This is a genomic window from Vibrio sp. T3Y01 (assembly GCF_013114525.1).
Classification (GTDB): domain Bacteria; phylum Pseudomonadota; class Gammaproteobacteria; order Enterobacterales; family Vibrionaceae; genus Vibrio; species Vibrio chagasii_B.
Genome location: NZ_VTXJ01000019.1, coordinates 1 through 25288 on the forward strand (window position 1 = coordinate 1; position 25288 = coordinate 25288).

28 protein-coding genes are annotated in these 25288 nt (G+C 45.2%); 16 read left to right on the plus strand and 12 right to left on the minus strand.

Going from position 1 to position 25288, the window contains the following annotated elements; all coding sequences use genetic code 11:
* Window positions 1-310: 310 nt before the first annotated feature.
* The 3 genes from F0232_RS18210 to F0232_RS18220 all read right to left on the minus strand — a co-directional run bounded on the left by F0232_RS18210 (window position 311) and on the right by F0232_RS18220 (window position 3016).
* Entirely contained in the window at window positions 311-1444 is a 1134-nt protein-coding gene (locus tag F0232_RS18210; protein WP_105057477.1) for a flagellin, read from the minus strand.
* A gap of 121 nt (window positions 1445-1565) precedes the next feature.
* Entirely contained in the window at window positions 1566-2489 is a 924-nt protein-coding gene (locus tag F0232_RS18215) for a Dyp-type peroxidase (protein WP_102423685.1), read from the minus strand.
* Between the two features lie 65 nt (window positions 2490-2554).
* The gene (locus F0232_RS18220; RefSeq protein WP_102423684.1) at window positions 2555-3016 is read right to left on the minus strand and encodes a DUF2919 domain-containing protein; all 462 of its coding nucleotides are present in this window, start codon (window positions 3014-3016) and stop codon (window positions 2555-2557) included.
* Between the two features lie 109 nt (window positions 3017-3125).
* Between F0232_RS18220 and F0232_RS18225 the strand changes: the two genes are divergently transcribed.
* Together F0232_RS18225 and F0232_RS18230 are read left to right on the plus strand one after the other, a co-directional pair.
* Entirely contained in the window at window positions 3126-3470 is a 345-nt protein-coding gene (locus tag F0232_RS18225; RefSeq protein ID WP_008222977.1) for a DUF2956 domain-containing protein, read from the plus strand.
* A gap of 12 nt (window positions 3471-3482) precedes the next feature.
* Window positions 3483-3815 carry a DUF4156 domain-containing protein gene (locus F0232_RS18230; protein ID WP_032498699.1) on the plus strand — a complete coding sequence of 111 codons (333 nt, stop codon included), beginning with the start codon at window positions 3483-3485 and terminating at the stop codon, window positions 3813-3815.
* 51 nt (window positions 3816-3866) lie between these two features.
* Here F0232_RS18230 and F0232_RS18235 read toward each other — a convergent pair whose 3' ends face one another.
* On the minus strand, window positions 3867-4154 hold the full coding sequence (locus F0232_RS18235; RefSeq protein WP_004741665.1) for a helix-turn-helix domain-containing protein: 288 nt from the start codon (window positions 4152-4154) through the stop codon (window positions 3867-3869).
* A 205-nt stretch (window positions 4155-4359) separates the two neighbouring features.
* On the opposite strand from F0232_RS18235, the gene F0232_RS18240 reads away from it, so the two are divergent.
* The 4 genes from F0232_RS18240 (at window position 4360) to F0232_RS18255 (ending at window position 6907) form a co-directional block, all read left to right on the plus strand.
* A complete protein-coding gene (locus F0232_RS18240) occupies window positions 4360-4707 on the plus strand; it encodes an ArsC family reductase (RefSeq protein WP_105057478.1) in 348 nt (115 codons plus the stop codon).
* Window positions 4708-4835: 128 nt separating this feature from the next.
* Complete coding sequence (gene dapE / locus F0232_RS18245; RefSeq protein ID WP_105057479.1) at window positions 4836-5972, plus strand: succinyl-diaminopimelate desuccinylase; 1137 nt, start codon at window positions 4836-4838, stop codon at window positions 5970-5972.
* A 45-nt stretch (window positions 5973-6017) separates the two neighbouring features.
* Complete coding sequence (locus tag F0232_RS18250; protein ID WP_061034331.1) at window positions 6018-6692, plus strand: M15 family metallopeptidase; 675 nt, start codon at window positions 6018-6020, stop codon at window positions 6690-6692.
* Window positions 6693-6700: 8 nt separating this feature from the next.
* On the plus strand, window positions 6701-6907 hold the full coding sequence (locus F0232_RS18255; protein WP_105057480.1) for a DUF2897 family protein: 207 nt from the start codon (window positions 6701-6703) through the stop codon (window positions 6905-6907).
* A 122-nt stretch (window positions 6908-7029) separates the two neighbouring features.
* Here the strand turns inward: F0232_RS18255 and bamC are convergent, their stop codons facing one another.
* Window positions 7030-8076 (minus strand): outer membrane protein assembly factor BamC, encoded by a 1047-nt coding sequence (bamC, locus tag F0232_RS18260; RefSeq protein WP_061034332.1) that lies wholly within the window; start codon window positions 8074-8076, stop codon window positions 7030-7032.
* A 49-nt stretch (window positions 8077-8125) separates the two neighbouring features.
* The gene (gene dapA / locus F0232_RS18265) at window positions 8126-9004 is read right to left on the minus strand and encodes a 4-hydroxy-tetrahydrodipicolinate synthase (RefSeq protein ID WP_008222965.1); all 879 of its coding nucleotides are present in this window, start codon (window positions 9002-9004) and stop codon (window positions 8126-8128) included.
* Between the two features lie 374 nt (window positions 9005-9378).
* Between dapA and F0232_RS18270 the strand changes: the two genes are divergently transcribed.
* Both F0232_RS18270 and bcp read left to right on the plus strand, forming a co-directional pair.
* Window positions 9379-9921, plus strand: coding sequence for a glycine cleavage system protein R (locus tag F0232_RS18270; RefSeq protein ID WP_004741657.1), 543 nt, complete (start codon window positions 9379-9381; stop codon window positions 9919-9921).
* A 12-nt stretch (window positions 9922-9933) separates the two neighbouring features.
* The gene (gene bcp / locus F0232_RS18275) at window positions 9934-10404 is read left to right on the plus strand and encodes a thioredoxin-dependent thiol peroxidase (protein ID WP_061034333.1); all 471 of its coding nucleotides are present in this window, start codon (window positions 9934-9936) and stop codon (window positions 10402-10404) included.
* 93 nt (window positions 10405-10497) lie between these two features.
* On the opposite strand, the gene F0232_RS18280 is transcribed toward bcp, so the two are convergent.
* Window positions 10498-11574: an AI-2E family transporter gene (locus F0232_RS18280; protein ID WP_061032628.1), complete on the minus strand. Its 1077-nt coding sequence runs from the start codon at window positions 11572-11574 to the stop codon at window positions 10498-10500.
* Window positions 11567-11806 carry a sulfurtransferase TusA family protein gene (locus tag F0232_RS18285; RefSeq protein ID WP_004738640.1) on the minus strand — a complete coding sequence of 80 codons (240 nt, stop codon included), beginning with the start codon at window positions 11804-11806 and terminating at the stop codon, window positions 11567-11569. The genes F0232_RS18280 and F0232_RS18285 overlap by 8 nt, the downstream gene beginning before the upstream one ends.
* A gap of 178 nt (window positions 11807-11984) precedes the next feature.
* On the opposite strand from F0232_RS18285, the gene F0232_RS18290 reads away from it, so the two are divergent.
* The 4 genes from F0232_RS18290 to F0232_RS18305 all read left to right on the plus strand — a co-directional run bounded on the left by F0232_RS18290 (window position 11985) and on the right by F0232_RS18305 (window position 14935).
* Entirely contained in the window at window positions 11985-13439 is a 1455-nt protein-coding gene (locus F0232_RS18290; RefSeq protein ID WP_061032627.1) for a M48 family metallopeptidase, read from the plus strand.
* Window positions 13440-13553: 114 nt separating this feature from the next.
* Window positions 13554-13904 carry an arsenate reductase (glutaredoxin) gene (gene arsC / locus F0232_RS18295; protein WP_061032626.1) on the plus strand — a complete coding sequence of 117 codons (351 nt, stop codon included), beginning with the start codon at window positions 13554-13556 and terminating at the stop codon, window positions 13902-13904.
* Between the two features lie 6 nt (window positions 13905-13910).
* The gene (gene wrbA / locus F0232_RS18300) at window positions 13911-14504 is read left to right on the plus strand and encodes an NAD(P)H:quinone oxidoreductase (protein ID WP_061032625.1); all 594 of its coding nucleotides are present in this window, start codon (window positions 13911-13913) and stop codon (window positions 14502-14504) included.
* Complete coding sequence (locus F0232_RS18305; protein WP_008222952.1) at window positions 14501-14935, plus strand: DUF2069 domain-containing protein; 435 nt, start codon at window positions 14501-14503, stop codon at window positions 14933-14935. Before wrbA ends, F0232_RS18305 begins: the two co-directional genes overlap by 4 nt.
* A 158-nt stretch (window positions 14936-15093) precedes the next feature.
* Here F0232_RS18305 and F0232_RS18310 read toward each other — a convergent pair whose 3' ends face one another.
* Window positions 15094-16356, minus strand: coding sequence for a DUF2066 domain-containing protein (locus tag F0232_RS18310; protein WP_061032624.1), 1263 nt, complete (start codon window positions 16354-16356; stop codon window positions 15094-15096).
* Between the two features lie 276 nt (window positions 16357-16632).
* On the opposite strand from F0232_RS18310, the gene F0232_RS18315 reads away from it, so the two are divergent.
* A complete protein-coding gene (locus F0232_RS18315; protein WP_061032623.1) occupies window positions 16633-17871 on the plus strand; it encodes a uracil-xanthine permease family protein in 1239 nt (412 codons plus the stop codon).
* A gap of 140 nt (window positions 17872-18011) precedes the next feature.
* On the opposite strand, the gene upp is transcribed toward F0232_RS18315, so the two are convergent.
* Window positions 18012-18638 (minus strand): uracil phosphoribosyltransferase, encoded by a 627-nt coding sequence (gene upp, locus F0232_RS18320; protein WP_004738627.1) that lies wholly within the window; start codon window positions 18636-18638, stop codon window positions 18012-18014.
* Between the two features lie 169 nt (window positions 18639-18807).
* Between upp and purM the strand changes: the two genes are divergently transcribed.
* Together purM and purN are read left to right on the plus strand one after the other, a co-directional pair.
* Window positions 18808-19848 (plus strand): phosphoribosylformylglycinamidine cyclo-ligase, encoded by a 1041-nt coding sequence (gene purM / locus F0232_RS18325; protein ID WP_008222945.1) that lies wholly within the window; start codon window positions 18808-18810, stop codon window positions 19846-19848.
* Window positions 19849-20140: 292 nt separating this feature from the next.
* Window positions 20141-20815 carry a phosphoribosylglycinamide formyltransferase gene (purN, locus tag F0232_RS18330; RefSeq protein ID WP_105057481.1) on the plus strand — a complete coding sequence of 225 codons (675 nt, stop codon included), beginning with the start codon at window positions 20141-20143 and terminating at the stop codon, window positions 20813-20815.
* A 76-nt stretch (window positions 20816-20891) separates the two neighbouring features.
* On the opposite strand, the gene F0232_RS18335 is transcribed toward purN, so the two are convergent.
* Window positions 20892-21737 (minus strand): class II glutamine amidotransferase, encoded by an 846-nt coding sequence (locus F0232_RS18335; RefSeq protein WP_008222942.1) that lies wholly within the window; start codon window positions 21735-21737, stop codon window positions 20892-20894.
* Between the two features lie 67 nt (window positions 21738-21804).
* Window positions 21805-22380, minus strand: a complete 576-nt coding sequence (gene lpcA, locus F0232_RS18340) for a D-sedoheptulose 7-phosphate isomerase (protein ID WP_008222941.1) — start codon at window positions 22378-22380, stop codon at window positions 21805-21807.
* Between the two features lie 327 nt (window positions 22381-22707).
* On the opposite strand from lpcA, the gene fadE reads away from it, so the two are divergent.
* Window positions 22708-25173 (plus strand): acyl-CoA dehydrogenase FadE, encoded by a 2466-nt coding sequence (fadE, locus tag F0232_RS18345; protein WP_061032621.1) that lies wholly within the window; start codon window positions 22708-22710, stop codon window positions 25171-25173.
* Window positions 25174-25288 lie beyond the last annotated feature (115 nt).

Below are 25288 nucleotides of genomic sequence, written 5' to 3' on the forward strand. Positions count from 1 at the left end.
ACATTCACTGCCATGGTGATTTCTCCAATTGATTTTCCGGTATTGCGGTTTCCGACGTCTCGGAAAACCAAGTAGTTCTCTCAAAGTTACTTTTAATAACGGCGTAATTGACGAAACCTTTAGGAAAAAAACAATAAAATTAAAGAAATAGCGATAAAGGAGAAGAAAGCGTGACTGGTAATAAATTTATCAAAAAAAGATAAGAAAAACGCTAAAGTTGTCGAGAAGTCCGTCGAGCGAGGTTTTGTGTTTTTATTAACCAAAGAAGCCAAATAAACTGAAATGGTGTTATGAGATTTAAAGTAATTGATTAACCTAACAAGGTTAAGGCAAGGTTAGGTGCTTGCTTCGCTTGAGCCAGAATAGTGGTGCTAACTTGCTGCAGAATTTGCTGCTTTAGCATCTGAGTCGTTTCCTTGGCGTAATCGGTATCTTTGATTCGACTGTTTGAGGTCGCCAAGTTTTCATGAACATTTTCAAGGTTGTTAATGGCGTGGTCGAAGCGGTTTTGCATTGCGCCTAATTCAGAGCGATGGCTATCCACGTACTTCATCGCGGTATTTAAAATAGAAACAGCACGCTGCGCACCACCCACATCCGTCACATTGATGTCATTCACCGACTCATAGTAACCCGCTGACATCGACAGTTCACTCGCGAGTGAACCAGAGAAAGAGATAGTGCCAGACGTATCTTCACCAGACATGTAGATTTGAAGCTGCCCATCATCATTAACCGAAGCTGAGACCAGATCCGTTTGACCATTGATGTAGGTCGCCAATTCTTCAATGTCATCGCCAACTTTCGCATTAATGGTGATCTCTTGAGGCTGGCCAAAACGATCGGTAAACGACATCGTCATATCATTCTGATTTGATTTCACTGCCCACGAGTCATTGGCCTTGCCATCAGCGACATAACTAAAACCACCCATGTTGATGTCATCGGTACGCATACTTTTGAGGCCGATTTGTACCGCCTCGCCAGAGCTACCACCAATCTGAAATGACGTACTACCAAAATTACCATTGAGAAGTTTTTTGCCACCAAAAGAAGTGGTCTCTGCAATACGATTCAGCTCATCGTTTAAGGCGGTAATCTCTTCTTGAATCGCCGTTCTTTCGGACTGGCTATTTGAACCGTTGCTTGCTTGTAGAGACAAGTCGCGCATGCGCTGCATGATATTGGTGGTTTCATTCATCGCGCCTTCAGCGGTTTGCATGATAGATATACCATCATTTGCATTACGCACAGCGACATCAATACCACTCATCTGCGCTTCCAAGCGGTTCGAAATTTGTAGGCCAGCAGCGTCGTCTTTAGCGCTGTTAATACGACTCCCTGAAGCCAAGCGCTCCAAAGATTGGTTCAGCATGTTATTGGCATTAGAGAGGTTTCTCTGGGCCACCAGCGCTGAGACATTGGTATTAACAGTTATAGCCATAGACCTTCGCTTACAAAAAGAGGAATAAAACTCACGATTGCTCTTATATCGACCAACTCATATAAAGCTTTAATAAAAAAGGAGCCCTGAGGCTCCCTTTGTTTATTCTTTTTGAGACGACTTACTTAATCGTTAATGCACTCAACATCTCAGTTGAAGGAGCAAAGTAATACGCGCCAGTCACCGCTTTAGTAAAGCGAAGCAGTTGGTCTGTTTTGCCATCAGTTACGCCGTACATGCTCTCTAGCATCGCGTCGAAGTTATGGCGCACGTTACAGTAAGCAATAAACAGTAGGCCGTGATCACCCGTTGCTGTGCCGTAAGGTAAGCTGTGACGAACGATCTTAAGGCCTTTGCCTTCTTCTTTGATATCTACACGGCCGACGTGAGAAGCTGCTGGAACATCATCTAACTCGATTGAATCAGGCTTAGTACGACCAACCACTTTTTCCTGCGCCGATACATTCAATCGGTTCCAAGCAGGTAGGTTATGCACAAAGCGCTGCACCATCACGTAGCTACCACCCGCGAATTCACCTTCAGGAACAATCGCAACTTCAGCGCGCTGTGCGTCTTTCGGGTTTTCAGTACCATCAACGAAGTCCGTCATATCACGAGAATCTAGGAAGCGGTAACCGTAAGTTTCATCAACCACTTCAACGTCTGCTGCTACTTCAGATAGCAATTTACGTAAGATGAAGAAGTGCAGATCGTGTCGGTTTGAATGGCAGTGAATCAACACATCAGCTGGCGTGCTAGGTGCTGTAACATCACCTTCACCAAGCGCAGGGAAATCAATTAGATCAGAGGGAGCTGCCTGCTCGAACTTATCCCAAAACGCTTTAGAGAATGCAACCGAAGCCGTTAGGTTTGCATCTGGCTGAGTCTGATTCAGCTCTTCGATTAGCGCTGGAATCTTTTGAATTTCAGCTAGTACATTAGCAGTGTTAGCATTCACTTTAAGTTGAACGTAAAGAGCGAAAGGCCCAGCTTCAGGCAAAATAGCACTTTGAACGTTAGGCTGCTCATTTGAGACATTAAGCATAGATTATTCCTTCCAGTTTTAGCTTCTAAGTATAATTGTGAATGGGACAAATGTTTTGATGAGAATCAGTCTTCGTGCTCAACCACTTTAAAGCAATCCCGTGCTGTATGGCTATTGGTTAGATAAAGCGCAAACCACAGCAGCAACAATAGGGTGAGACCATTTGACCAACGGAACCAACCGTTATCCAAATAGATTAAATAAATTGTATGGGAGCCCTGCCCCACAATAGCAGCCATGGTGGCCCAACGCCCCCAAGACACCACTTTATTGAGGCGCTTTCTATCTGGAGATCTTAGCCCAAATAACCACATCAGTAACAAGCTAGGGACACTCAAGGCGATCCCTACATAAAACATATGATGATCTGGGTAGATGATCTCGAGAATATCAGTTCCCGATTCTCTACTTGCACCTGCAACGATGAAAACGACGAGAGCTTTCGCAAGAAACAGCCAACCTAACCATAATAAGATGGGTGCTTTTAAGAAGCCGTGCTTGTCGTATTGTTCTATGGAGTACCGCACAAATCTCACTTTCACTTGTTTTCAAACCAACACTTTAACGCAAATCATTCATACTTAACTAGGTTTGCGTTATCTTATTAGCTAATCCGTTTTAATTATCGAACTCAGCATGAAAAAGAAAACTAATACACCCTCTGTTGAATCACAACAAGAAGCACTGAAGATAGCCAAAGCGACTCAAAAGCCAGCCCAAACCAAAGAACAAACCAAATTAATTGCCCAAGGTATTGAGAAAGGCATCGCGCTTTACAAGAAGCAGCAAAAGGAACGCAACCGTCAAGCTGATAAAGCCAAAAAACGCGTACAAAAAGAGAAGCAAACTCAACAAGCGGCTACAGAGCAAGAGCACGATGCAAAGCCTAGTGTTGAAACAACATCAAATCACTCAAGTAAGTTACCGTGGATACTATTGTTCGCGAGCTGGGTAGGTTTTGCGATTTATTTGATGCAATAACAGGATAGACGTATGAAAAAGGAATGGATGGCATTAGCCGTGAGCGGCATGTTGTTGGGGTGTACCACACCAACTTCAGTACCTCACAATGAAGCCAACAGTGTGAGAATGGATTTTCACGGCATGATTGATATTGAACAGTGTGAGTACAAAGGGGAAGTCACTGGTAGCGAAGGCCATTGGTACAGCTACCTCTTCTACCCGAATGACACCTTGATTCAGGGTGCGATGAACGAACTCAAAACCAATACCATTGAACTTGGTGCAAACACAGTCATCTTTACCCTACCTCAAGATTTTGCCACTTCGGTTACCATGCTTGGCACCGCTTATCTTTGCGAGTAACCAACAGCTCTACTTAGCAGCATACAAAAAAGAAAGCCAGCTTTCGCTGGCTTATGCACTAAATCCAAGGCTTGTTGCTATATCGCCTTTACGTTCTAGAACCCACTGACTGTCAAATGGTCCCCAATCGGATAACTGGTAATAACCATCATTATGACGTCGCCCATCTTGAACAAACATAAGTTCGATACCGATCCCCGGTAACGCCTTGAGTACATCTTGAATAGTACGACGAGGCCAACCCGTTTTTTCGATGAGTTTAGGCACATTTGGCCTATCAAGGCTTTCAACTAACAATGCTAAATATAGCCGCCTTGCAAAAACAGGACTCAACTCCATTGACACCTCCTATATATGTGCAACTCAATTATTTCTTTTTTCGCTGACAACATGTTGAGGCTGATCAATAAGTCTCCAATAGTGACATTTTCTTACTGTTTTTTTTCGCTCAATGAAATATTCCTCACTCTATTTTGTCTGAATTGCCGCTTCCTGATAGGATTCAACTCATAACAATGAAAGAAAATCACCCAGAGGAAGAATAATGACTATCACAATGTTTGGTATCCCAAATTGCGACACGATTAAAAAAGCAAAGAAATGGCTTGAAGTTGAAGGTATCGAGTTCGAATTTCACGATTATCGCAAACAAGGCATCACTGAAGAGTTAGTAACAAACTTCTGTTCAGAGCTTGGCTGGGAGCTTGTACTAAACAAACGTGGCACGACTTATCGTCAGCTTTCTCAAGAGCAAAAAGACACGTTAACAGAGCAAACGGCAATCACTCTGCTTGTTGAACAACCAGCGATGATCAAGCGCCCTATTTTGAAAGTCGATGGCAAACTTCACATCGGCTTTAAAGCTGACCAGTACGCGGCTATTTTTGCGTAATCAGCAATTTTCTTAATCAAGAATTTGCGTAATCAGCAATATTAGAACAGATAACAAGGCGTTGAACGTGCCCTGTTCAACGCCTGAGATTAATGACTCGACGTTTTATTTAAACAAGGAATTCAAGGATGACAGATAGCCCAACTTTGGCTCTGGCAAAAGACCTCATTAGCCGTCAATCGGTAACCCCTGAAGACGCAGGCTGCCAAGAGCTGATGATTAATCGCTTAAAAGCACTCGGTTTTGAAATCGAAGTGATGGTATTTGAAGATACGACGAACTTCTGGGCTCGCCGAGGTACTGAAGCACCTCTGTTTGCTTTTGCAGGCCACACAGACGTGGTACCAGCTGGCCCAATCGAACAATGGAACACCAAGCCCTTTGAGCCAACAATGGTAGATGGCTACTTACACGGCCGTGGTGCGGCAGACATGAAAGGTTCTCTAGCTTCAATGATTGTTGCTGTTGAGCAATTCATTGAGAAGCATCCAGACCATTCAGGCTCAATTGGCTTCCTTATCACCTCTGATGAAGAAGGCCCTTTCATCAACGGTACTGTACGTGTTGTTGAAGCTCTAATGGCACGCGGTGAGAACATCGACATGTGTATTGTTGGTGAACCGTCAAGCACTGAGTTTGTAGGCGATGTAGTGAAGAACGGCCGTCGTGGCTCTATCACAGGCGACCTAACCATTAAAGGTACACAAGGTCACGTTGCCTACCCTCACCTAGCGAATAACCCTGTACACAGCTCTCTACTGGCAATTCACGAGCTAGCGACGACGGAATGGGACCAAGGTAATGACTACTTCCCACCAACCAGTTTCCAGATCCCGAATGTGAGTGCAGGTACTGGCGCATCTAACGTGATTCCAGGGGAGTTTAATGTTCAGTTTAACCTGCGTTTTAGCACAGAGTTAAGCAATGACGTTATCGTTGAGCGCGTGACAACAACGCTTGATAAATACGATTTCGAATATGATCTTAAGTGGACTTTCAATGGCGACCCGTTCCTAACAGACGCAGGCTCACTGCTTGATGCGATTGTTGATGCTGTTGGTCACGTCAATGATGTAAAACCGGCACTGCTGACAACTGGCGGTACGTCTGATGGTCGCTTCATTGCACGTATGGGCGGACAAGTGGTTGAGCTTGGCCCTGTGAATGCAACCATTCACAAGGTTAACGAGTGCGTGAAAGTAGCAGATTTAGAGAAGCTAACCGACATGTACGAAAGAACGTTAGTGAACTTGTTCGCTAAATAGATCTTTCCTAGCGAAGTATCACTTCCAAACATTGAGAGACTCGTTATGACACCAGAGCAGCTTACCGGACAATCAGATTCTCACCTGGTACCGAGCCTAATTGGTACTAAGACATTCTTGGTACACAGTGACGTTATCGATGACTTAAACAGGTTGATTGAAGCTGCTCAGCTCGCTGGTTTTAAAATGGAGATCGCCAGTGGCTTTCGAGACTATGAAAGGCAATCTCTGATTTGGAATCGCAAGTTTTCTGGTGAAGCCCCAATCTTGGATTCAGATAGCCAACCACTTGATGCTTCAACACTGACTGAACATCAAAAGCTGTCGGCGATTCTGAGGTGGTCTGCGCTTCCTGGAGCGAGTCGCCACCATTGGGGTTGTGACTTCGATGTCTTTGCTCGTAATCACCTCCCTGAAGACACACAGCTACAACTAGAGCCTTGGGAATACCTTACTGGTCACCAGCAAGCGTTTTATCAATGGCTCTCTGCTAATGCTGCACAGTTTGGGTTCTTTTTCCCGTATAGCCATGATCTTGGTGGTGTCGCGATAGAACCTTGGCATATTAGCCATCGTAGCGTTTCGGAGCCGTGTTTATCACAGTTATCCCCGACTTTACTTGGCAAGCAACTCCAATCTAAGCCAATATTAGGGTATGAGATTATTATGGAGCAGCTAGACGAGATCTATGCGCGCTTCGTAGCGAACATCAGCCATTAGGAGCGCTTATGTTGGAGTGGCTTACAAACCCTTGGGTTATCATCATCATCGTGGTTAGCGTTGTGGTAGCTAACATCGCAGCTCTAAAACAGACCGCTAATATGGATCTCGGAAAAACAAGCCGTGGGAAAAGGGAGAGTGACTTGGACAAGCTCAATCGGCTAGATAAGCAGAACCAGGAAAAAGCTCAATCAAAAGAGACCAAAGATAGCTGATCTTGCAGTCAAACGAACACAAAAAAGAGGACACAATGTGTCCTCTTTTTTATTGGATGTCGCTAAATCATTGGCTATAAAAGGGCCGATTTCACGCAGCCCTATAGCCGATCAAGCTTGGCTTACTCAGCTTCCGCCGCTTTGTCATCTTTGGTTTGGTCCGCAACGTGTGCGAGAACAGGAACCAGTGACTTAAGCAACTCTTCCTCTACTGGCTTACCTGATGCATCCGTCACGTTAATTGACGTACGGTTACCAAGATCACCGAATAGGAAGTTGTATGTACCTGGTGCTAAATCAACAGGTTGCAAGCCAACTTCTTCCCAGAACTCATCATCTGGCGCTGCGTACTTAGCTTTAACCGTACCCTGAGATTGGTTACGTTCTTCAAGTTCAAAGCCCATCGACGGTAATAAGGTCGGTAGACGCTGCCAGAACACGTTATATGGTGTACGAGCAATAATCACAGGGAAACCACTGCGGTCAGAGCCCATCGAGATAGGAATTCGTTTCACCAACTCTTGTGCTTTCAGAGCCGCTTCAGCACGAAGGTTTTCATCGTACTTAGCCATCACTAAATTGGTTAGGAAAGCGTTGTAACGCTCTTTGTTGGTTGCCGTAACTGGTTTCTCTTTGTTGCCTTCACGCCAATCAATAAGGTTAATCTTGAAGCCATGACGGTTATTCGCTTGGAAACGAGAGATAGAGTAGCGGCTGCCGATCTCTACGTCTTCGTCTTCAGAAACCCAAGTAACCCAATCGGTCTCAATCTCGTTCTCAGACTGTTCACGAATACCAATACCACGTTGAGCCAACATGTCGACAGCCGTTTGCCATACACGGTCTGCTTCTTCTGCACGAAGCAACCATAACGTTACTTCACCGTTTTGACGCTCTGCACGAGCACCAGGGATCAACTCAAGAACCTGTTGTGGTGGACGAATATCCACGGCAGGGCCGACACCACCAGTGAAGTCACCGCTCGGGATGTCAAAATTTGGGTAGAACTGAGGCTGAGCATCTTCAGGCAACTGCCATTGTGAAAACTCAGGTGTTTCTAAGTATTCGAAATCATCTTTGGCTTGACGACGTTGAGTCGGGCTGCCAGAACATGCTGTAAGAACGAAAACAGCCAGTGACCCAATCACTAGCTGGTGAGAATACTTCATTTATACTCCTAAATGCCGAAGGTTCGCTTCGGCATCACTTCATACGTTTTTAGTAAATACACGCTTCAGTCATTGCTTGAGCAACAACAGGTTGAGCTGGTTCCGACAGTTCAGTCAGAGGCAGGCGTAAGCCACCTTCAGCAATCAGACCCATTTTATGAACCGCCCATTTTACGGGAATAGGGTTAGACTCAACGAACAAATTCTTATGTAGAGGCATCAAGCGCTCATTGATCGCTTCTGCTTCTTCAAACTTACCTTCTTTCGCAAGTTTGAACATAGTAGCCATATCAGCCGCTGCAACGTTATTCGTTACAGAAATCACACCATCGCCACCACGCTTAACAAATTCTAGGCCTGTTAAGTCATCACCACTTAGTAAGATAAAATCTTCGCCACAAAGTTCACGGTGAATTGCAATTCTGTCGAGATCACCCGTCGCATCTTTAAGTGCAACGATGTTTTCGATTTCAGAAAGGCGAGCAACCGTCTCTGGTAATAGGTCTACCGCAGTACGACCCGGTACATTGTATAGGATCTGAGGAACGTCACTTACTTCAGCAATCGCTTTGTAGTGTTGGTACAAACCTTCTTGAGTCGGTTTGTTGTAGTAAGGCGTTACGCTCAGGCAACCCGCAATACCAGAACCGTTCAATAAACGACTGAATAGCACTGACTCGTGCGTAGCATTTGCGCCTGTACCTGCGATAACTGGGATACGACCATCAGCAAATTCAACGATCTTATTGACGACTTTGACATGCTCTTCAATTGTGAGTGTTGAAGACTCACCTGTTGTGCCAACCGCAACCAGACCATCACTACCTGCGGCAACATGGTGATCAACCAACTTTTTAAGGCTGTCGAAATCCACTTCGCCATCTGCGTTAAATGGCGTAACTAGCGCAACGATACTTCCTGAAAACATGTCTATCTCCCTTAATTTATTCTTTTTGCATGTTACTGTAAGCCAATCAATAAACACAAGACATTAAAGTGGCTTAGCGGCAACATCGGTATGAAATATTGTCGTATGTTTGAGGTAAAACGGCTTATCGCAACGTTCAACCTAAAATTTGGATAACCTGAGCTCAATCTAACGGATAGAACATGGATAGATGTCAGTAACAGGTAAGCTGTGCTGTCACCCGACAAACTTGTGCTACGACGTTATAGATATTCTTATCATTGGTTGCCTGTCAGACGCAAGATGAGTCATAAAAAGCCCCGCTCGCACGCTTATTCCTCTTGCTAACTGTGCTAACATGCATGAATCAATGGAATATATAGAGACGTGATTTTATGACTCAACATCTAGTAATCACAGCTGTGGGCACAGATCGCCCAGGTGTATGCAACCAAGTGGTTCATTTGGTCACCCAATCAGGCTGTAACATTATTGATAGCCGTATTGCCCTGTTTGGCGAAGAATTTACGCTTATCATGCTACTGTCTGGTAAAGCAAACAACATCACCCGTGTTGAAACCACCCTGCCCTTGCTTGGTCAAGAGCACGACTTGATTACGATTATGAAGCGAACCTCTCCGCACGATGTGGTAGAGAACTCCTACACGCTAGAAGTGTTCGTTGAGTCAGATGACAAACTCGGCCTGACCGAGCAGTTCACACAGTTCTTTGCAGACCGAGACATCGGCCTCGACTCGCTGAGCGCACAAACGATCAATAAATCTAAGGTCCAGCTCGACAACGACCAATTCCATATCTCTATTACCGCTTCTGTACAGTCAGAATGTAATTTGATGCAGCTACAAGAAGAATTCAACTCGCTGTGTCAGAGCCTATCAGTCCAAGGCTCGCTCAACTTTATTAAAAACAGTCTTTAAAAAGGAAATATCATGAATACGCTAACGGCTGGTGTTCCAGCACCTGCTTTTTCTCTTCCAGATCAAGATGGCAATATCGTATCTCTTGGTGACTTCAAAGGTAAAAAAGTACTTTTCTACTTTTACCCAAAAGCAATGACTCCGGGTTGTATCGTTCAAGCAGAAGGTCTGCGTGACATCAAAGCTGAGCTAGATGCACTGAACGTGGTTGTTCTGGGTGTCAGCATCGACCCAGTGAAACGCCTGCCTAACTTCATTGAGAAGAAATCTCTAAACTTCACTCTGCTATCTGACGAAGACCACAGCGTTGCTGAGCAGTTCGGTGTTTGGGGCGAGAAGAAGTTCATGGGCAAAGTTTACGATGGCCTGCACCGCATTAGCTTCCTCATCGATGAAGAAGGTCAGATTGAACACGTCTTCAATAAATTCAAGACAAAAACTCACCACGAAGTGGTTCTAGAGTACTTCAACCAAGAAGCTTAATGTCTGTTGGGGTGAGCTAGACTCACTACCAACTAAGATAAATTAAAAAGGCGACTATCATTGATAGTCGCCTTTTTAATCATTCATTTTTCGTTACTGGTGATGTACAGGGTCATCATCTAATGCATGGCTCGGTAAGGCATTCCAAACCGCCTTCACTAAAGTAGCCAGTGGAATCGCGAAGAACACGCCCCAGAATCCCCAAAGTCCACCAAACACTAATACCGCCACAATAATCGCCACAGGATGTAGATTCACCGCTTCAGAGAACAAAACGGGTACTAACACGTTGCCATCTAGGGCTTGAATGATGCCGTAAGCCAATAATAGCCAGTAGAATTGAGGCTCAAGCCCCCACTGGAACAAACCAACAATGGCAACCGGCACGGTTACCGCCGCTGCACCAATATATGGAATCAATACCGAGAAACCGACAGCAACCGCTAATAGCACTGAGTAGCGAAGGTCTAAAATCGCGAAAGTTACGTAGCTGACGCCACCTACGATTAAAATCTCTAGCACCTTACCGCGGATGTAGTTCGAGATTTGTTCGTTCATCTCTTCCCATACTTTGGTCGCTAAGCGACGGTTTCGAGGAAGCACACCACTTGCCATTCTGATCATCTCTTCTTTGTCTTTCAGTAAGAAGAAGATAAGCAGTGGTACTAAGATCAGATAAACACCTAGCGTCGCTAAGCTAACCAAAGAAGCTAGCGAGCCTTTCACCACACTCTCACCCATACCTAACGCCTTGTTCTTCGCATTAGACATTACAGACTCAACGATCTGCAGGTTAGCAAGCTCAGGGTAACGCTCTGGAATCGTTGCAATGAACTTCTGCAAGCTACCGTACATGCTCGGAATATCATTGATTAGATTACCCACTTGCTCCCAAATGGTTGGCACTAATCCAAATATCGCTAGTAGCATTAGGCTAAAGAACATCAAGATCACCAACATCACCGATGGCGTTCTTGGGACACCGAGTCGTTGAAGTTGAGTCACTGGCCACTCAAGCAAATAAGCCAACACAATCGCCACCAACAGCGGTGCGATCAGGTGACCAAAGAAGTAGATAGTAATAAAGCCGAATAGAATGATGGCAACCAAACTGACAGCGTGTGGATCAGAGAAACGTCGTTTATACCAACGACTGACCATTTCAAGCATCTGACTGCGATTCCTTTTTAGTGACGAGGAGATGGTGGTAATTAGAACAAACCTCTGTCATGACAACATAAGCTTGCTTAGACAAAAAAGTAACAATATCTTTCATCGAACTGTTATCTGATACATAAATTGACAAAGATTGCCCTACTTCTAACTTTACACTGTGACGCTTGGCTAATAATAACGCCATTGGGCAGCGCTCTTGGCGTAAATCTAGAATATTAGGTGTCATTCTTGGGCTCGATGCTTATTATAAGGGGCATATTGTAATCTGTTTTTGAAAACGTGCCATCATTGATTCATCTTCCTTCAGGATAGCGCACGCACTTAACAAAGGTTAAACCAGATGAAGAACCAATTTGCATTGCCCTTGTCTTACTGTCAGAAGAAACGGAGTATTACTGACTAATATGTTTAAACGCGCTCGTTCAATTGCTTGCTTATGCATCGCAGCCACATTAAGCACCCCAACGTTGGCTAACACCAACAGCTTGGATTTACCGGACATCGGCACGGCGGCTGGCGGCACGCTCACTATCGATCAAGAACTCATCTATGGTGATGCCTACATGCGCATCATCAGAAGCAGCCAGCCTGTTATCAACGATCCAGTTCTCAACCTTTATATCGACACACTAGGCCATCGCCTTGTCGCGAATGCCAATGACGTAAAGACACCTTTCCAGTTCTTTATGATCCGTGACCGCAACATCAACGCTTTTGCTTTCTTTGGTGGTTATGTTGCACTGCACTCAGGTCTATTCCTGCACGCACAATCGGAAAGTGAACTTGCGTCTGTATTAGCGCACGAAATCGCACACGTTACGCAGCGTCACTTAGCGCGTAGTATGGAAGATCAAGCACGCCGTTCTCCTGCGACTATCGCAGCGCTTGCAGCGTCTGTATTGCTGGCTATTGCCGCTCCTGAGGCGGGTATTGCAGCCTTAACCGCAACCACCGCGGGTAACATGCAGAGCCAAATTAACTACACCCGTAGTAATGAAAAAGAAGCCGACCGCTTTGGTATCAACACGCTAGCAAAAGCTGGATTTGACGTGAACGCAATGCCACGCTTCTTTGGCCGTTTAGCGGATGAATACCGCTACGCAAGCACACCACCTCCAATGTTGCTCACTCACCCGTTGCCAGAAGATCGTATTACCGATTCGCGCGCACGTGCTCGTAGCTACCCACCGCTGAAACTTGCGCCATCGCTGGATTATCACCTAGCAAGAGCACGTATCGTAGCACGCTATGCCGGTATCAATAATGAGGCGTCGCTCGATTGGTTCTCACGCCAATTGAAAAAGGCACCAAAAGAGATTGTTCCATCGTTAGAGTATGGACAAGCACTGGTTTACCTCGATTCGAAAAAGTTAGATAAAGCAGAACCGATTCTAACCAAACTGATTACCAGCGACCCGACCAACCTGTTCTACTTAGATGCGATTTCCGATCTGCACATCGAGCAGAAAAAGCCTGAGCTTGCCATTAAAGAGCTGAAATCGGCATTAGTTCGTCAGCCAAACAACCCGGTACTCACAATCAACTACGCAAATGCCTTGATTGAAAAAGAAGACTTTGCAGAGGCTGTTCGCGTATTACAACGTTATACGCATGACAATCCGAATGACACCAATGGCTGGCACCTGCTTTCAAAAGCGAATACTAGCCTTGGCAATAGTGATGAAGACCTTGCCGCACGAGCTGAAATTTTGGCATTGCAAGCCAACTGGAACAAAGCGATTCAGTACTACACGCAAGCCAGTCAAATCGCAGAGCTCGGTAGTTTGAAGCAAGCCCGCTACGATGCTCGAATTGATCAGCTGATGATTCAGCGCGAGCGCTTCTTAGCACTGCAATAAGGCGTTCAATACTCGGCGAGTCGCCAAAAGAAAAAAGCTCAACGTATACAGTGAAGAGGCCAATTAGCTGGCCTCTGCTGAAGATTAAATAAAAAATAATAATGAGGAAGAACCATGTCTGTCGTGATTTATCATAACCCACGCTGCTCAAAGAGTCGTCAAACGCTTGAATTACTTGAAACAAACGGTGTACAACCTGAAGTGATCAAGTACCTAGACACACCTCTAACTGTTGAACAGCTAAAAGTACTGTTCACTCAGCTTGGTTTTAGCAGCGTTCGCGAAATGATGCGCACCAAAGAGGCAGACTACAAAGAAGCGAACCTTGGCGATGCTTCTGTATCTGATGAAGACCTATTTTCTGCAATGGCTGCTAATCCAAAACTGTTTGAGCGCCCAGTGGTTGTTGCGAACAATAAAGCCAAGATTGGTCGTCCACCAGAGCAAGTACTAGAGATTCTGTAAGCGGCTATGAGCATCAACATCCTTGTTCTCTACTACAGTCGTCACGGCAACACACAAGCTCTAGCAAGGCAGATAGCACGAGGGGTGGAGTCCATTCCTGAGTGTGAAGCCATGCTAAGAACGGTTAACGATGTATATACAGTAGAAGAGCAGCCAGACTCTCGCTATCAACCCACGGATCCAATTGCCACGCTTCAAGATCTCCGTTCTTGCGATGGCTTGGCGCTTGGCAGCCCGGTTTGGTTCGGCAACATGGCTGGGCCGATGAAGCACTTTTGGGACAGCACTACATCATTGTGGATCAATGGCGATCTAATCGATAAGCCAGCTTGTGTATTTACCTCTTCTTCATCACTGCATGGTGGGCAAGAAACAACACAGCAAAGCATGATGTTGCCACTGCTTCACCATGGAATGTTAGTGGTCGGCATCCCCTACTCAGAGCCTGCACTGCATACCACTCAAACGGGTGGCACGCCCTATGGCGCAAGCAGCACAGGCGAGAGTGCTTCACTAAGCAAAGAAGAAATTGAGTTGGCGCAGAACCTAGGTAAACGCCTCGCGCGCATCGCGATAAATCAGAAGGGAATCTCTCAATGATGTACATGTCAGAGAAGGCGATGTCTCCTAAGACAAAGCTATTTCGCTATCTCGCATTAGCAGGCAACCTATTGCTGTTAGGTTGGGTTGTCGCTTGGCAGATGACGCTTTCACCGCATCCTCACCTAGATAATGTCACGCTGGCTATCGTTTGGGCTGTCCCGCTACTGTTGCCATTACCTGGCATTTTAATCGGTAAGCCTTACACGCACGCTTGGGCGAACTTCATCTTAATGCTCTACTTCCTACACGCATTAACCATTCTATACGTAGATGGTGGTGAACGCTTATTGGCTGCTGTTGAGCTACTGCTGACAACTATGGGCTTCGCCGGAAATATCTTATTTACCCGTTTCCGCGCTAAAGAGCTAGGCATCAAGCTTAAACGCCTTTCTGAAGTAGAAAAGAACGAGAAAGCGAAGTTCGAGTAATAAGATTCAGTTCGATATTTCTGAATAACTATCTAACCAAGCAACGAGCTAGCAAGTAACACAAACAAAAAGCCCTGCCAGGTTTCTCTAGCAGGGCTTTCTTTTTATTTCTCTTCGCTACTTACATTTTCGTATTAGCGATAAGCGCAAGCAATGGCTTAACTGCGATTCCACTCGTATACCAAGCTTGGCTCTGCATGCAGCGGTGCAGTTGCTTCTAACTCTTCGGTACCTGTATCTTCAGAGTTAGCCTCCGAGCCAGCCAATGAATCATCACTTGATACTTCATTACCTTTAATTACTTGAACGTCAGTATCTGCGTCAGTTGCTGTCGCTTCAGTATCAAGGGCAGCTGTTGAATCATCGCCTACAGACATGGTGTTGTCTTGTGTTTCGAATTCAGGGCTTACTTCTGGTTCAATGTAAGACTCTTCAACCTTCGCAACTTGGCGAATACTTGCCACCTCTTGTTCAAACTCTTGTTGAGTCGACAACAAATGAATACGGAACGTCACTTCGTTGTTTTGAATCTTAAGAATATCTAAGCTAGCAACCGAGTTTAGACGCTTAAGTGCATTCTCTAACTGGAAGAAGTCTTGAGCATTATTCAGGCTAATAAACTGAGTTAAAATCGACTCTGATGACTCACTCGCCACCGTCACCGCGCTTTTACCTGCGTAGTAGTTACTGATTTGGTCAACTAGCTTCTTAGAAGCCGTCGCGCTGTTACCCGACACAGAACCTGTGATTGGTGCCGTTGGCGCGCTAGTCAATTGACTTGGTTTTTGGTCGTACAGCGTCCAACGCAATCCTGAAGATTGAGCTTTAATCACCAATACTGCATCTACTGGGTAACGTTGACTTGCTCTGCTAATTGGTGAAACAAAGCTGCCCCACAAATCTGAGGTCGCGATACCAGTGATATCGTCGAAATCACCGACAGGCAAAGTCAGAGGTAAACCACGATCTTTTGCACTTGCTTGCATTTGAGCAGCAAACTGTGAGTTCGAGTGCTCCCACACAATGTTCTTATCGAAGCTGTCTTCCTCCACTAGCCAAACCAAGATGTTTGAGCGAGTTTCAGGCCAGTACGGCAGTTGTGCTTGAGTCAGTAGAGAACGGATTTGAGCGCCATTAAAACGCATACGCAATGTTGATTGGTCATTGCTCTCACCAAAACTCATTTGAGACATGTACTGCGCACTCTTACGCATCGCCTTTTGGATGGTCTCATTTGAAGCAACATCAGTTTGGCCAGTCGCACGTATCAATACCTGCTCCATACCGGTATTTCGTGCCACTTGTTCTGGTTGTTTGTCTTCGGCGTTAATCGCAACTTCAGCACTAAAGATATCTACTTGAGTTAAGGCGTAACTCGGGAAGGCTAATAGTCCCATCAACAACAATGCTATGTAGCGCATATTGATCCTAATATTCAAAGCTTGTGCCTTGATGATAAGCAACTATGGATTGAGGGGCAAGGTCGTTAGCGCCCACTGTGTTTAATAACCACAAAATATCACCTGACCATGATAAAGCGCTAACTTATAAACTGAATTTTCGGACCTTGTTCGATATAAAACATCACTATGATAAATAAATTTGATCTATTTTGTGTAGCAATCGATTGCTAAGTGATAGAATCGCGCGAATTTTATTTTTCACTTTTCATATAACGACCAATCTAAGGACATATCATGAAAAATGCATTGCAAGGTGCACAAATGCTGTTTGTGGCTTTTGGTGCGCTTGTACTCGTGCCGCTACTGACAGGACTTGATCCCAACGTTGCACTCTTTGGCGCAGGTATCGGTACCCTTTTATTCCAACTTATTACACGCCGTTCAGTGCCAATCTTCTTAGCGTCTTCTTTTGCATTCATCGCTCCTATTATGTTTGGTATCCAAACTTGGGGGATTGGTGCAACCATGGGTGGCCTAATGGCAGCAGGTGTTGTGTATGTTTTAATGGGCGCTCTGATCAAAGTGAGAGGCGTTGGCTTTATTCATAAGCTGCTTCCACCTGTAGTGGTTGGCCCTGTAATTATGGTGATTGGTTTAGGCCTAGCACCCGTTGCGGTAAACATGGCTTTAGGTAAGACCGGCGATGGCGCCGTTCAACTGGTTGATGCAGACGCAGCACTGTGGATCTCATCAATCTCACTGCTCGTAACCATCATCATCAGTGTATTTTCGAAAGGCTTCCTAAAGCTACTACCTATCTTCGGCGGTATTATCGCAGGTTACATTACGAGCCTGGTTTACGGCGCAGTCGACTTCACACCGGTTGCTCAAGCATCGTGGTTGGCACTACCAAACTTCACCATGCCTGAATTCAACATCAACGCTATCTTCTTCATGGTGTTTGTTGCGATTGCACCTGCCGTTGAGCACGTAGGTGACATGCTGGCGATTTCCAACGTGACGGGTAAAGACTATCTTAAGAAGCCAGGCCTGCACCGCACAATCACAGGTGACGGCGTGGCAACAATAGCTGCTTCTATGCTGGGCGCTCCACCAAACACAACTTACAGTGAAGTAACTGGCGCGGTGATGCTAACGAAAGCGTTTAACCCTGTAATCATGACTTGGGCTGCAGTAACCGCTATCGTTCTTGCATTGGTTGGTAAGCTAGGCGCATTACTGCAAACCATTCCGGTTCCAGTGATGGGCGGTATCATGATTCTTCTGTTTGGCTCTATCGCAACCGTAGGTCTTAACACGCTAATCAAGAACAACGTTGACCTCCACAAATCACGTAACCTTGTCATTGTTGGTATTACCCTAGTATTCGGTATTGGCGGAATGGCTTTTGGTATCGGCGACTTCAGCCTACAGGGCGTAAGCTTATGCGGTATCGTGGCGATTCTACTTAACCTAGTACTTCCTGAAGAGCTAGGTGACAACACTGTGGTAGACAAGGCTCAAATCGACTAACAGTTGAGTCTGGTTAGATGCCGACAAACTGGAAGATCAAAAAAGGGAGAGCATCGAATGCTCTCCCTTTTTATTAATACGGGTAATGAAGTGAATTCAGTAAATTAAAACAACGGAACCCACTTAATCTAAAAACCGAATTACTTAGTACCGAAGATCTTATCACCAGCATCGCCAAGACCAGGAACAATGTAGCCCTTGTCGTTTAGCTTCTCATCGATTGCTGCAGTGTAAAGTTCAACATCTGGGTGCGCTTTTTCTAGAGCTGCAATACCTTCGGGAGCCGCTACAAGCACAAGAATCTTGAAGTGCTTACAACCTTTCTCTTTCATTAGGTCGATAGTTGCGATCATAGAACCACCCGTTGCAAGCATTGGGTCTACCACTAGAGCGATACGCTCATCGATGTTAGATGCAAGCTTGTTGAAGTATGGTACTGGCTCAAGCGTTTCTTCGTCACGGTAGATACCAACAACGCTGATACGTGCGCTTGGGATATGCTCAAGAACACCGTCCATCATGCCTAGACCAGCACGTAGGATTGGCACTACTGTTACTTTTTTACCTTTAATTTGGTCAACTTCAACTGGGCCGTCCCAACCATTAATAGTTACACGTTCAGTTTCAAAGTCTGATGTCGCTTCGTATGTTAGAAGGCTACCCACTTCTGTCGCTAGCTCACGAAAACGCTTAGTGCTAATCTCACCTTCACGCATCAGGCCAATTTTATGTTTTACTAGCGGGTGTTTCACTTCAACAACTTTCATTTCCAACTCCGGCAATATTTAAACAAACCTGTAGATTATACACGAACTCTAAGGTTATTTCAGAATCTTTATTCTAATAAAAAAAACCGCGCAAACGTTTGCTCTTCATATTCAAGCCCTGTTAGAATAGCGCCGTTTTCACATCCAACTTAAGTTCGAGGACTATCCCGTGAGTGGTAATACTTCTTCTCTAAGCTACAAAGACGCTGGTGTTGATATCGACGCAGGTAATGCACTAGTAGACCGTATTAAAGGTGCTGTTAAACGCACTCGTCGCCCTGAAGTAATGGGCGGTATTGGTGGCTTTGGCGCCCTATGTGAACTTCCAACGAAATACAAAGAGCCAGTACTTGTTTCAGGTACTGATGGTGTTGGTACTAAACTTCGCCTTGCTTTGGATCTGAAAAAACACGACACCATTGGTATCGACCTAGTGGCAATGTGTGTGAACGACCTAATCGTTCAAGGTGGTGAGCCTTTATTCTTCCTAGACTACTACGCAACAGGTAAGCTAGATGTAGACACAGCAGCAGACGTTGTTTCTGGCATCGCTGAAGGTTGTGTTCAAGCTGGTTGTGCACTTATCGGTGGTGAAACCGCTGAAATGCCGGGCATGTACGAAGGCGACGACTACGATGTTGCTGGCTTCTGTGTTGGCGTTGTAGAAAAAGCTGACATCATCGACGGTACTAAAGTAGCTGCAGGCGACGCACTTATCGCTGTTGGCTCAAGTGGTCCACACTCAAACGGTTATTCTCTAATTCGTAAAGTTCTAGAAGTTTCTGGTGCTGATAAGAGTGAAGAGCTAGAAGGTCGCACTATCGGTGAACACCTACTAGAACCAACTAAGATTTACATCAAATCAGCACTTAAGATGATTGCTGAGCATGACATTCATGCTATCTCGCACATCACTGGTGGTGGTTTCTGGGAAAACATCCCTCGCGTACTTCCTGAAGGTACTAAAGCTGTGATTGATGGTAAGAGCTGGGAATGGCCTGCTATCTTCAACTGGCTACAAGAGAAAGGTAACGTGGAAACATTTGAAATGTACCGCACTTTCAACTGTGGTGTTGGCCTAGTTGTAGCTCTACCTAAAGACCAAGCAGACGCTGCTGTTGAACTACTGAAAGCTGAAGGCGAAAACGCTTGGGTTATCGGTGAGATCGCAAACGCTGAAGCAGGCGAAGAGCAAGTTGAAATCAAATAAGTGATACGTTCACTTACTTAGTTAATCAATGAGGACCTAATGGTCCTCATTTTGCTATTTGGCCCGCAGAAAACCTTAGTTTATGTAGGTAATATAGATACCAATCGTAGTAAGTAACTGGTCATCCTAGCTTGTTAAAACGCTCGATCACGTCGTTAGAAATTTTGATTGTAGGATAACTACTTATCTAAAATCTCTGCCTTGTTCTCAAGCCTTTTTCCTGCGCTATTTATGAGCACTTACTTACTGTGATTGGTATAAACTCCAGTTAATCAATCGTATGACCCACTTTATGAAAAACAATCACTCTCAGAAAACCACTCACTCTCAGAAAAACATCGTTGTGTTAGTTTCAGGAAGCGGAAGCAACTTACAGGCGATCTTAGATGCCTGCGATAGCAATATGATTGATGCTTCAGTTAAAGCTGTCTTCTCAAATAAGGCAGAGGCCTTTGGCTTAGAGCGAGCGAAGACCGCTGGTGTCGATGCACACTCAGTAAATCCAAAAGATTTCGGCTCTCGTGAAGAGTTTGACCATGAACTAATGATACAAATCGATGCATACCAACCAGACTTGATCGTACTGGCAGGCTACATGCGTATTTTGAGTTCGGAATTTGTTCGACACTACGCAGGAAAAATGGTCAATATCCACCCTTCTCTATTACCGAAATACCCAGGTTTACATACCCACCAGCGAGCGATTGATGCTCAAGACAAAGAACATGGAACTAGTGTGCACTTTGTTACCGAAGAGCTAGATGGTGGTCCTGTGATCTTACAAGCCAAAGTGCCTGTGTTTGAGGACGATGATGCCGACCTGCTAGCGGGGCGAGTACTCACTCAAGAGCACGCAATCTATCCGATGGTTTGTAAGTGGTTTGCAGAAGGCCGTTTATCAATGATAAATGGACAAGCGGTGTTAGACGGAAAAGTACTAGGTAAACACGGTTACGCAGAAGAGTAATTCCAAGAATACAAAAAGGCCGTTAACTGACGAGTGCAGTTAACGGCCTTTTTTATCGAATCAAGTAACGAGACGTTTAGCTCAATGGTTCAGTAGGCGCTTGGCTCGCGACCTTTTTAGGCGCATAAGCAACATCTTCCAACTCTTTGTGATTGTTGCCAATCAGTTCACCGGAATGAAACAGCGCGTATTCACCAGGCTTCATTCTAAACCACTCTTCGTTGGCGGTAAGCGGTTGAGTCGCCACCACCGTCACCACATCATTCGGTGTGGTTTCTTCTTGGAAGTTAATCTCAACATCTTCGTCGATTAAGCTTGCATTACCAAAAGGCGCACGTCTCGTTATCCAATATAAATGGTTAGTACAGTATGTCATTACGTACTCACCATCGCTCAGCAACATATTGAAAACGCCTTTCTCTCTCAGCTTATCGCAACACTCAGCAACGAAGCGGAACATCCCTTCCATATCTTGTGGCGGCTCAGGAAAACGCTCTTCAAGTTGCTTCAGCAGCCAACAGAACGAAAGCTCGCTATCTGTTTCGCCAACAGGTCTAAAGCGGCCACTAACAAGATCATCGTAATCAGATAACTGGCCATTATGAGCAAAGGTCCAATACCTTCCCCAGAGTTCACGAGTAAAAGGGTGGGTATTTTCTAGATTCACACCACCACGGTTGGCTTGACGAATATGGCTGACAACAGCTTGGCTTTTAATGGGGTAGTTTTGAACCAACTCTGCGATCTTAGATTCACAGCTAGGGTTAGGATCTTTAAAAGTACGAAAACCCTTACCCTCATAGAAGGTAATTCCCCAGCCATCGCGGTGTGGGCCAGTGTTGCCCCCACGTTGCATAAGACCAGTAAAACTAAAACAAATATCCGTTGGCACATTCGCGCTCATACCGAGCAATTCACACATGGTTTAATCTACTCCCTATTGAAACCAACAGAGCCACAAACCTAGGCTCCAAATGTCTGTAAAACTGTTATTCCATCTCTTTTTCGACAAGCTGAATCACAATATGGATGATCTTAATGTGAATCTCTTGGATGCGGTCTGCGTAACCAAAGTGTGGTACTCGGATTTCGATATCCGCACAGCCTGCCATTTTACCGCCGTCTTTACCGGTCAGTGCGATGGTTTTCATGCCTTTCGCTTGAGCTGCTTCAATGGCTTTTAGGATGTTGCCTGAGTTACCTGAAGTTGATAAACCAAACAACACATCGCCTTTACGGCCTACCGCTTCTACATAACGAGAAAATACGTGATCGTAGCCGAAGTCATTACTTACACAAGATAAGTGACTAGGATCTGAAATTGCAATACCTGCGTAACCTGGGCGGTTTTCACGGTATCGGCCTGTCAGTTCTTCTGCGAAATGCATTGCATCACAGTGTGAGCCACCGTTACCACAAGAAAGTACTTTACCTTCTTGTTTGAATGAGTCAGCAATCAATTTTGCCGCCGCTTCAATTTGAGCAATGTTATGGTCATCGCTCAAAAACTTGTTAAGAACGTCAGCAGCTTCGTTCAATTCACTTTTGATTAGGTCTTGGTACATAAGGCTTATCTCTTATTTTTATGACGCAGCTTAACGTGCGCGACATGAGAGCTGAGGTTTTTTCCCTCTTTTACCTGAGTTTACCCACAAACATGAAATAGTGTCGACACTTAAGCCCAAAGATTGCCACCTTAATTAGTCAGTCATTGCCGATTCGTCCAAATAATCACCACCAACCTCTCACAATTAGAACTTTAACTCTACTCAGATCACTTTTTACCCAACTTTGAGTTTTACAAATATTTAATATTTTGTTTACACTTGACTGGTTAGACCTCTTACCTAAAACTTAATAACAATAAGTGATCTCTGAAAAGGAAATCGATCATGAACATATTGCTCTCCCTACTCGGCATGACAGCTATCTTAGGTGTCTGTCTCTACCACAGAGTTAGCTTGGTACGCGCATTAATCGCATTAACTGGAACGATGGTAGCTTTAACGCTATTCGGCGACGTAGCGGTTACTGGCTGGCTTTGTTACCTATTAGCGGTTGCTATTTTTGCTGTGCCAGCCATTCGTCAAACTCTCATCAGCCAAAAAGCGCTTTCTGTATTTAAGAAAGTACTACCGGCAATGTCTCAGACAGAAAAAGAAGCACTGGAAGCCGGCACCGTTTGGTGGGAAGCAGAGTTATTTAAAGGCAAGCCTGAATGGAAAAAGCTACAAAACATCGCTGATCCAAAACTGTCTGAAGCAGAACAAGCGTTCCTAGACGGCCCGGTAAACACGGTGTGTGAAATGGTCAATGATTACCAAGTCACCCATGAGCTTGCAGATTTACCGCCAGAAGTGTGGCAATACCTGAAAGATCATAAGTTCTTCGCCATGATCATCAAGAAAAAATACGGCGGTTTAGAATTCTCAGCTTACGCTCAATCTCTCGTTCTACAGAAACTAACGGGCGTTTCCAGCGTGCTGTCATCAACGGTTGGTGTACCTAACTCGTTAGGCCCAGGTGAGCTGTTGCAACACTACGGTACAGAAGAACAAAGAAACCACTACCTTCCACGCTTGGCAGAAGGTAAAGAGATCCCTTGTTTTGCCCTAACTAGCCCAGAGGCAGGCTCTGATGCTGGCTCTATCCCAGACTACGGTGTGGTATGTAAAGGCGAATGGCAAGGTGAAGAAGTTCTAGGGATGCGCCTAACTTGGAACAAGCGCTACATCACTCTCGCACCAGTTGCGACCGTACTTGGCTTGGCCTTTAAACTGCGTGACCCAGACGGCTTACTGGGTGACCAACAAGACCTTGGCATCACATGTGCCCTTATCCCAACCGATTTGAAAGGTGTGGAGATTGGTAACCGCCACTTCCCGCTTAACGTTCCTTTCCAAAATGGTCCAACTCAAGGTAACGATATTTTCGTTCCTATTGATTTCATTATTGGTGGTCAGAAAATGGCAGGCCAAGGTTGGAGAATGCTAGTTGAATGTCTGTCAGTTGGCCGTGGTATCACCCTGCCATCAAACTCAACGGGTGGTATCAAAACAGCGGCACTTGCAACGGGCGCTTACGCTCGTATCCGTCGCCAATTCAAACAACCAATTGGTCGCATGGAAGGGGTTGAAGAGCCACTAGCACGCCTCGGTGGTAATGCTTATGTCATGGATGCAGCAAGTAACCTGACCGTTGCTGGTATTGACCTTGGTGAAAAGCCTTCGGTTATCTCTGCAATCGTTAAGTATCACTGTACGCACCGTGGTCAACGCAGCATCATCGATGCAATGGACATCGTAGGTGGTAAAGGTATTTGCTTAGGTCCATCGAACTTCCTAGCTCGTGGCTACCAAGGCTCTCCAATTGCGATTACCGTTGAGGGTGCAAATATTCTGACTCGTTCGATGATCATCTATGGTCAAGGTGCAATTCGTTGTCACCCTTACGTACTTAATGAAATGGAAGCGGCTTACTCTGAAAGCAGCGATGCTCTTGATAAGTTTGACTCAGCATTAGCGGGCCATGTTAGCTTTACGCTAAGTAACCTAGTTCGTAGTTTGTGGTTTGGTTTAACTGATGGCCGAGGTTCGGACACACCAACACCAGCAAATAGCACAGATAAGCAGACAAAACGCTATTACCAACAACTGAACCGTTACAGTGCTAACCTAGCGCTACTGTCTGACATCTCAATGGCAGTACTAGGCGGCTCACTAAAACGCAGAGAGCGCCTATCTGCTCGTCTAGGTGATATCCTGAGTCAACTTTACTTAGGTTCTGCAACACTAAAACGCTTTGAGAGCGAAGGTAGCAACGCAGAAGATCTACCGCTAGTACACTGGGGTATGCAAGACAGCTTGCGTCAAACTGAAGTGGCAATTGATGAGTTCTTAGCTAACTTCCCTAACCCTGTAGTTGGCCGCCTGCTACGTGTTGTGTTGATGCCATTTGGCCGTATCCGTCGTGCACCAAACGACAAACTGGATAGCCAAGTCGCACACATCCTACAAACACCGAGTGCTACACGCTCACGAATCGGCCGTGGTCAATACTTAGCGGATACTCAGTACAACGCAGTAGGTAAGATTGAGAAAGCACTTGAGGTTATTCTTCAAGCTGAGCCGCTGTTCGACAAAGTCTGCAAAGAGACGCATCAAAAACGCGCCTTCCTACGACTTGATTTGGTCGCTCAATTAGGTCTTGAGAAAGGCATTTTGACTGAGCAAGAAGCAGCATTGTTGGAAAGTGCAGAGCAACATCGACTGTACACCATCAACGTTGATGACTTCTCGCCAGAGGAACTAGCAGCAAAGCCCCAGTATCCAGGCCAATCGATTGATAACGTAGCCTAGATTTAGCTATAAAAACAAAACGGGACTCCTATGAGTCCCGTTTTTTTATTCTAGATATGATGAACATGTCACATGTTCCGAGTGCGAGATTGAATAGCTCTCTCAAAATAACTCA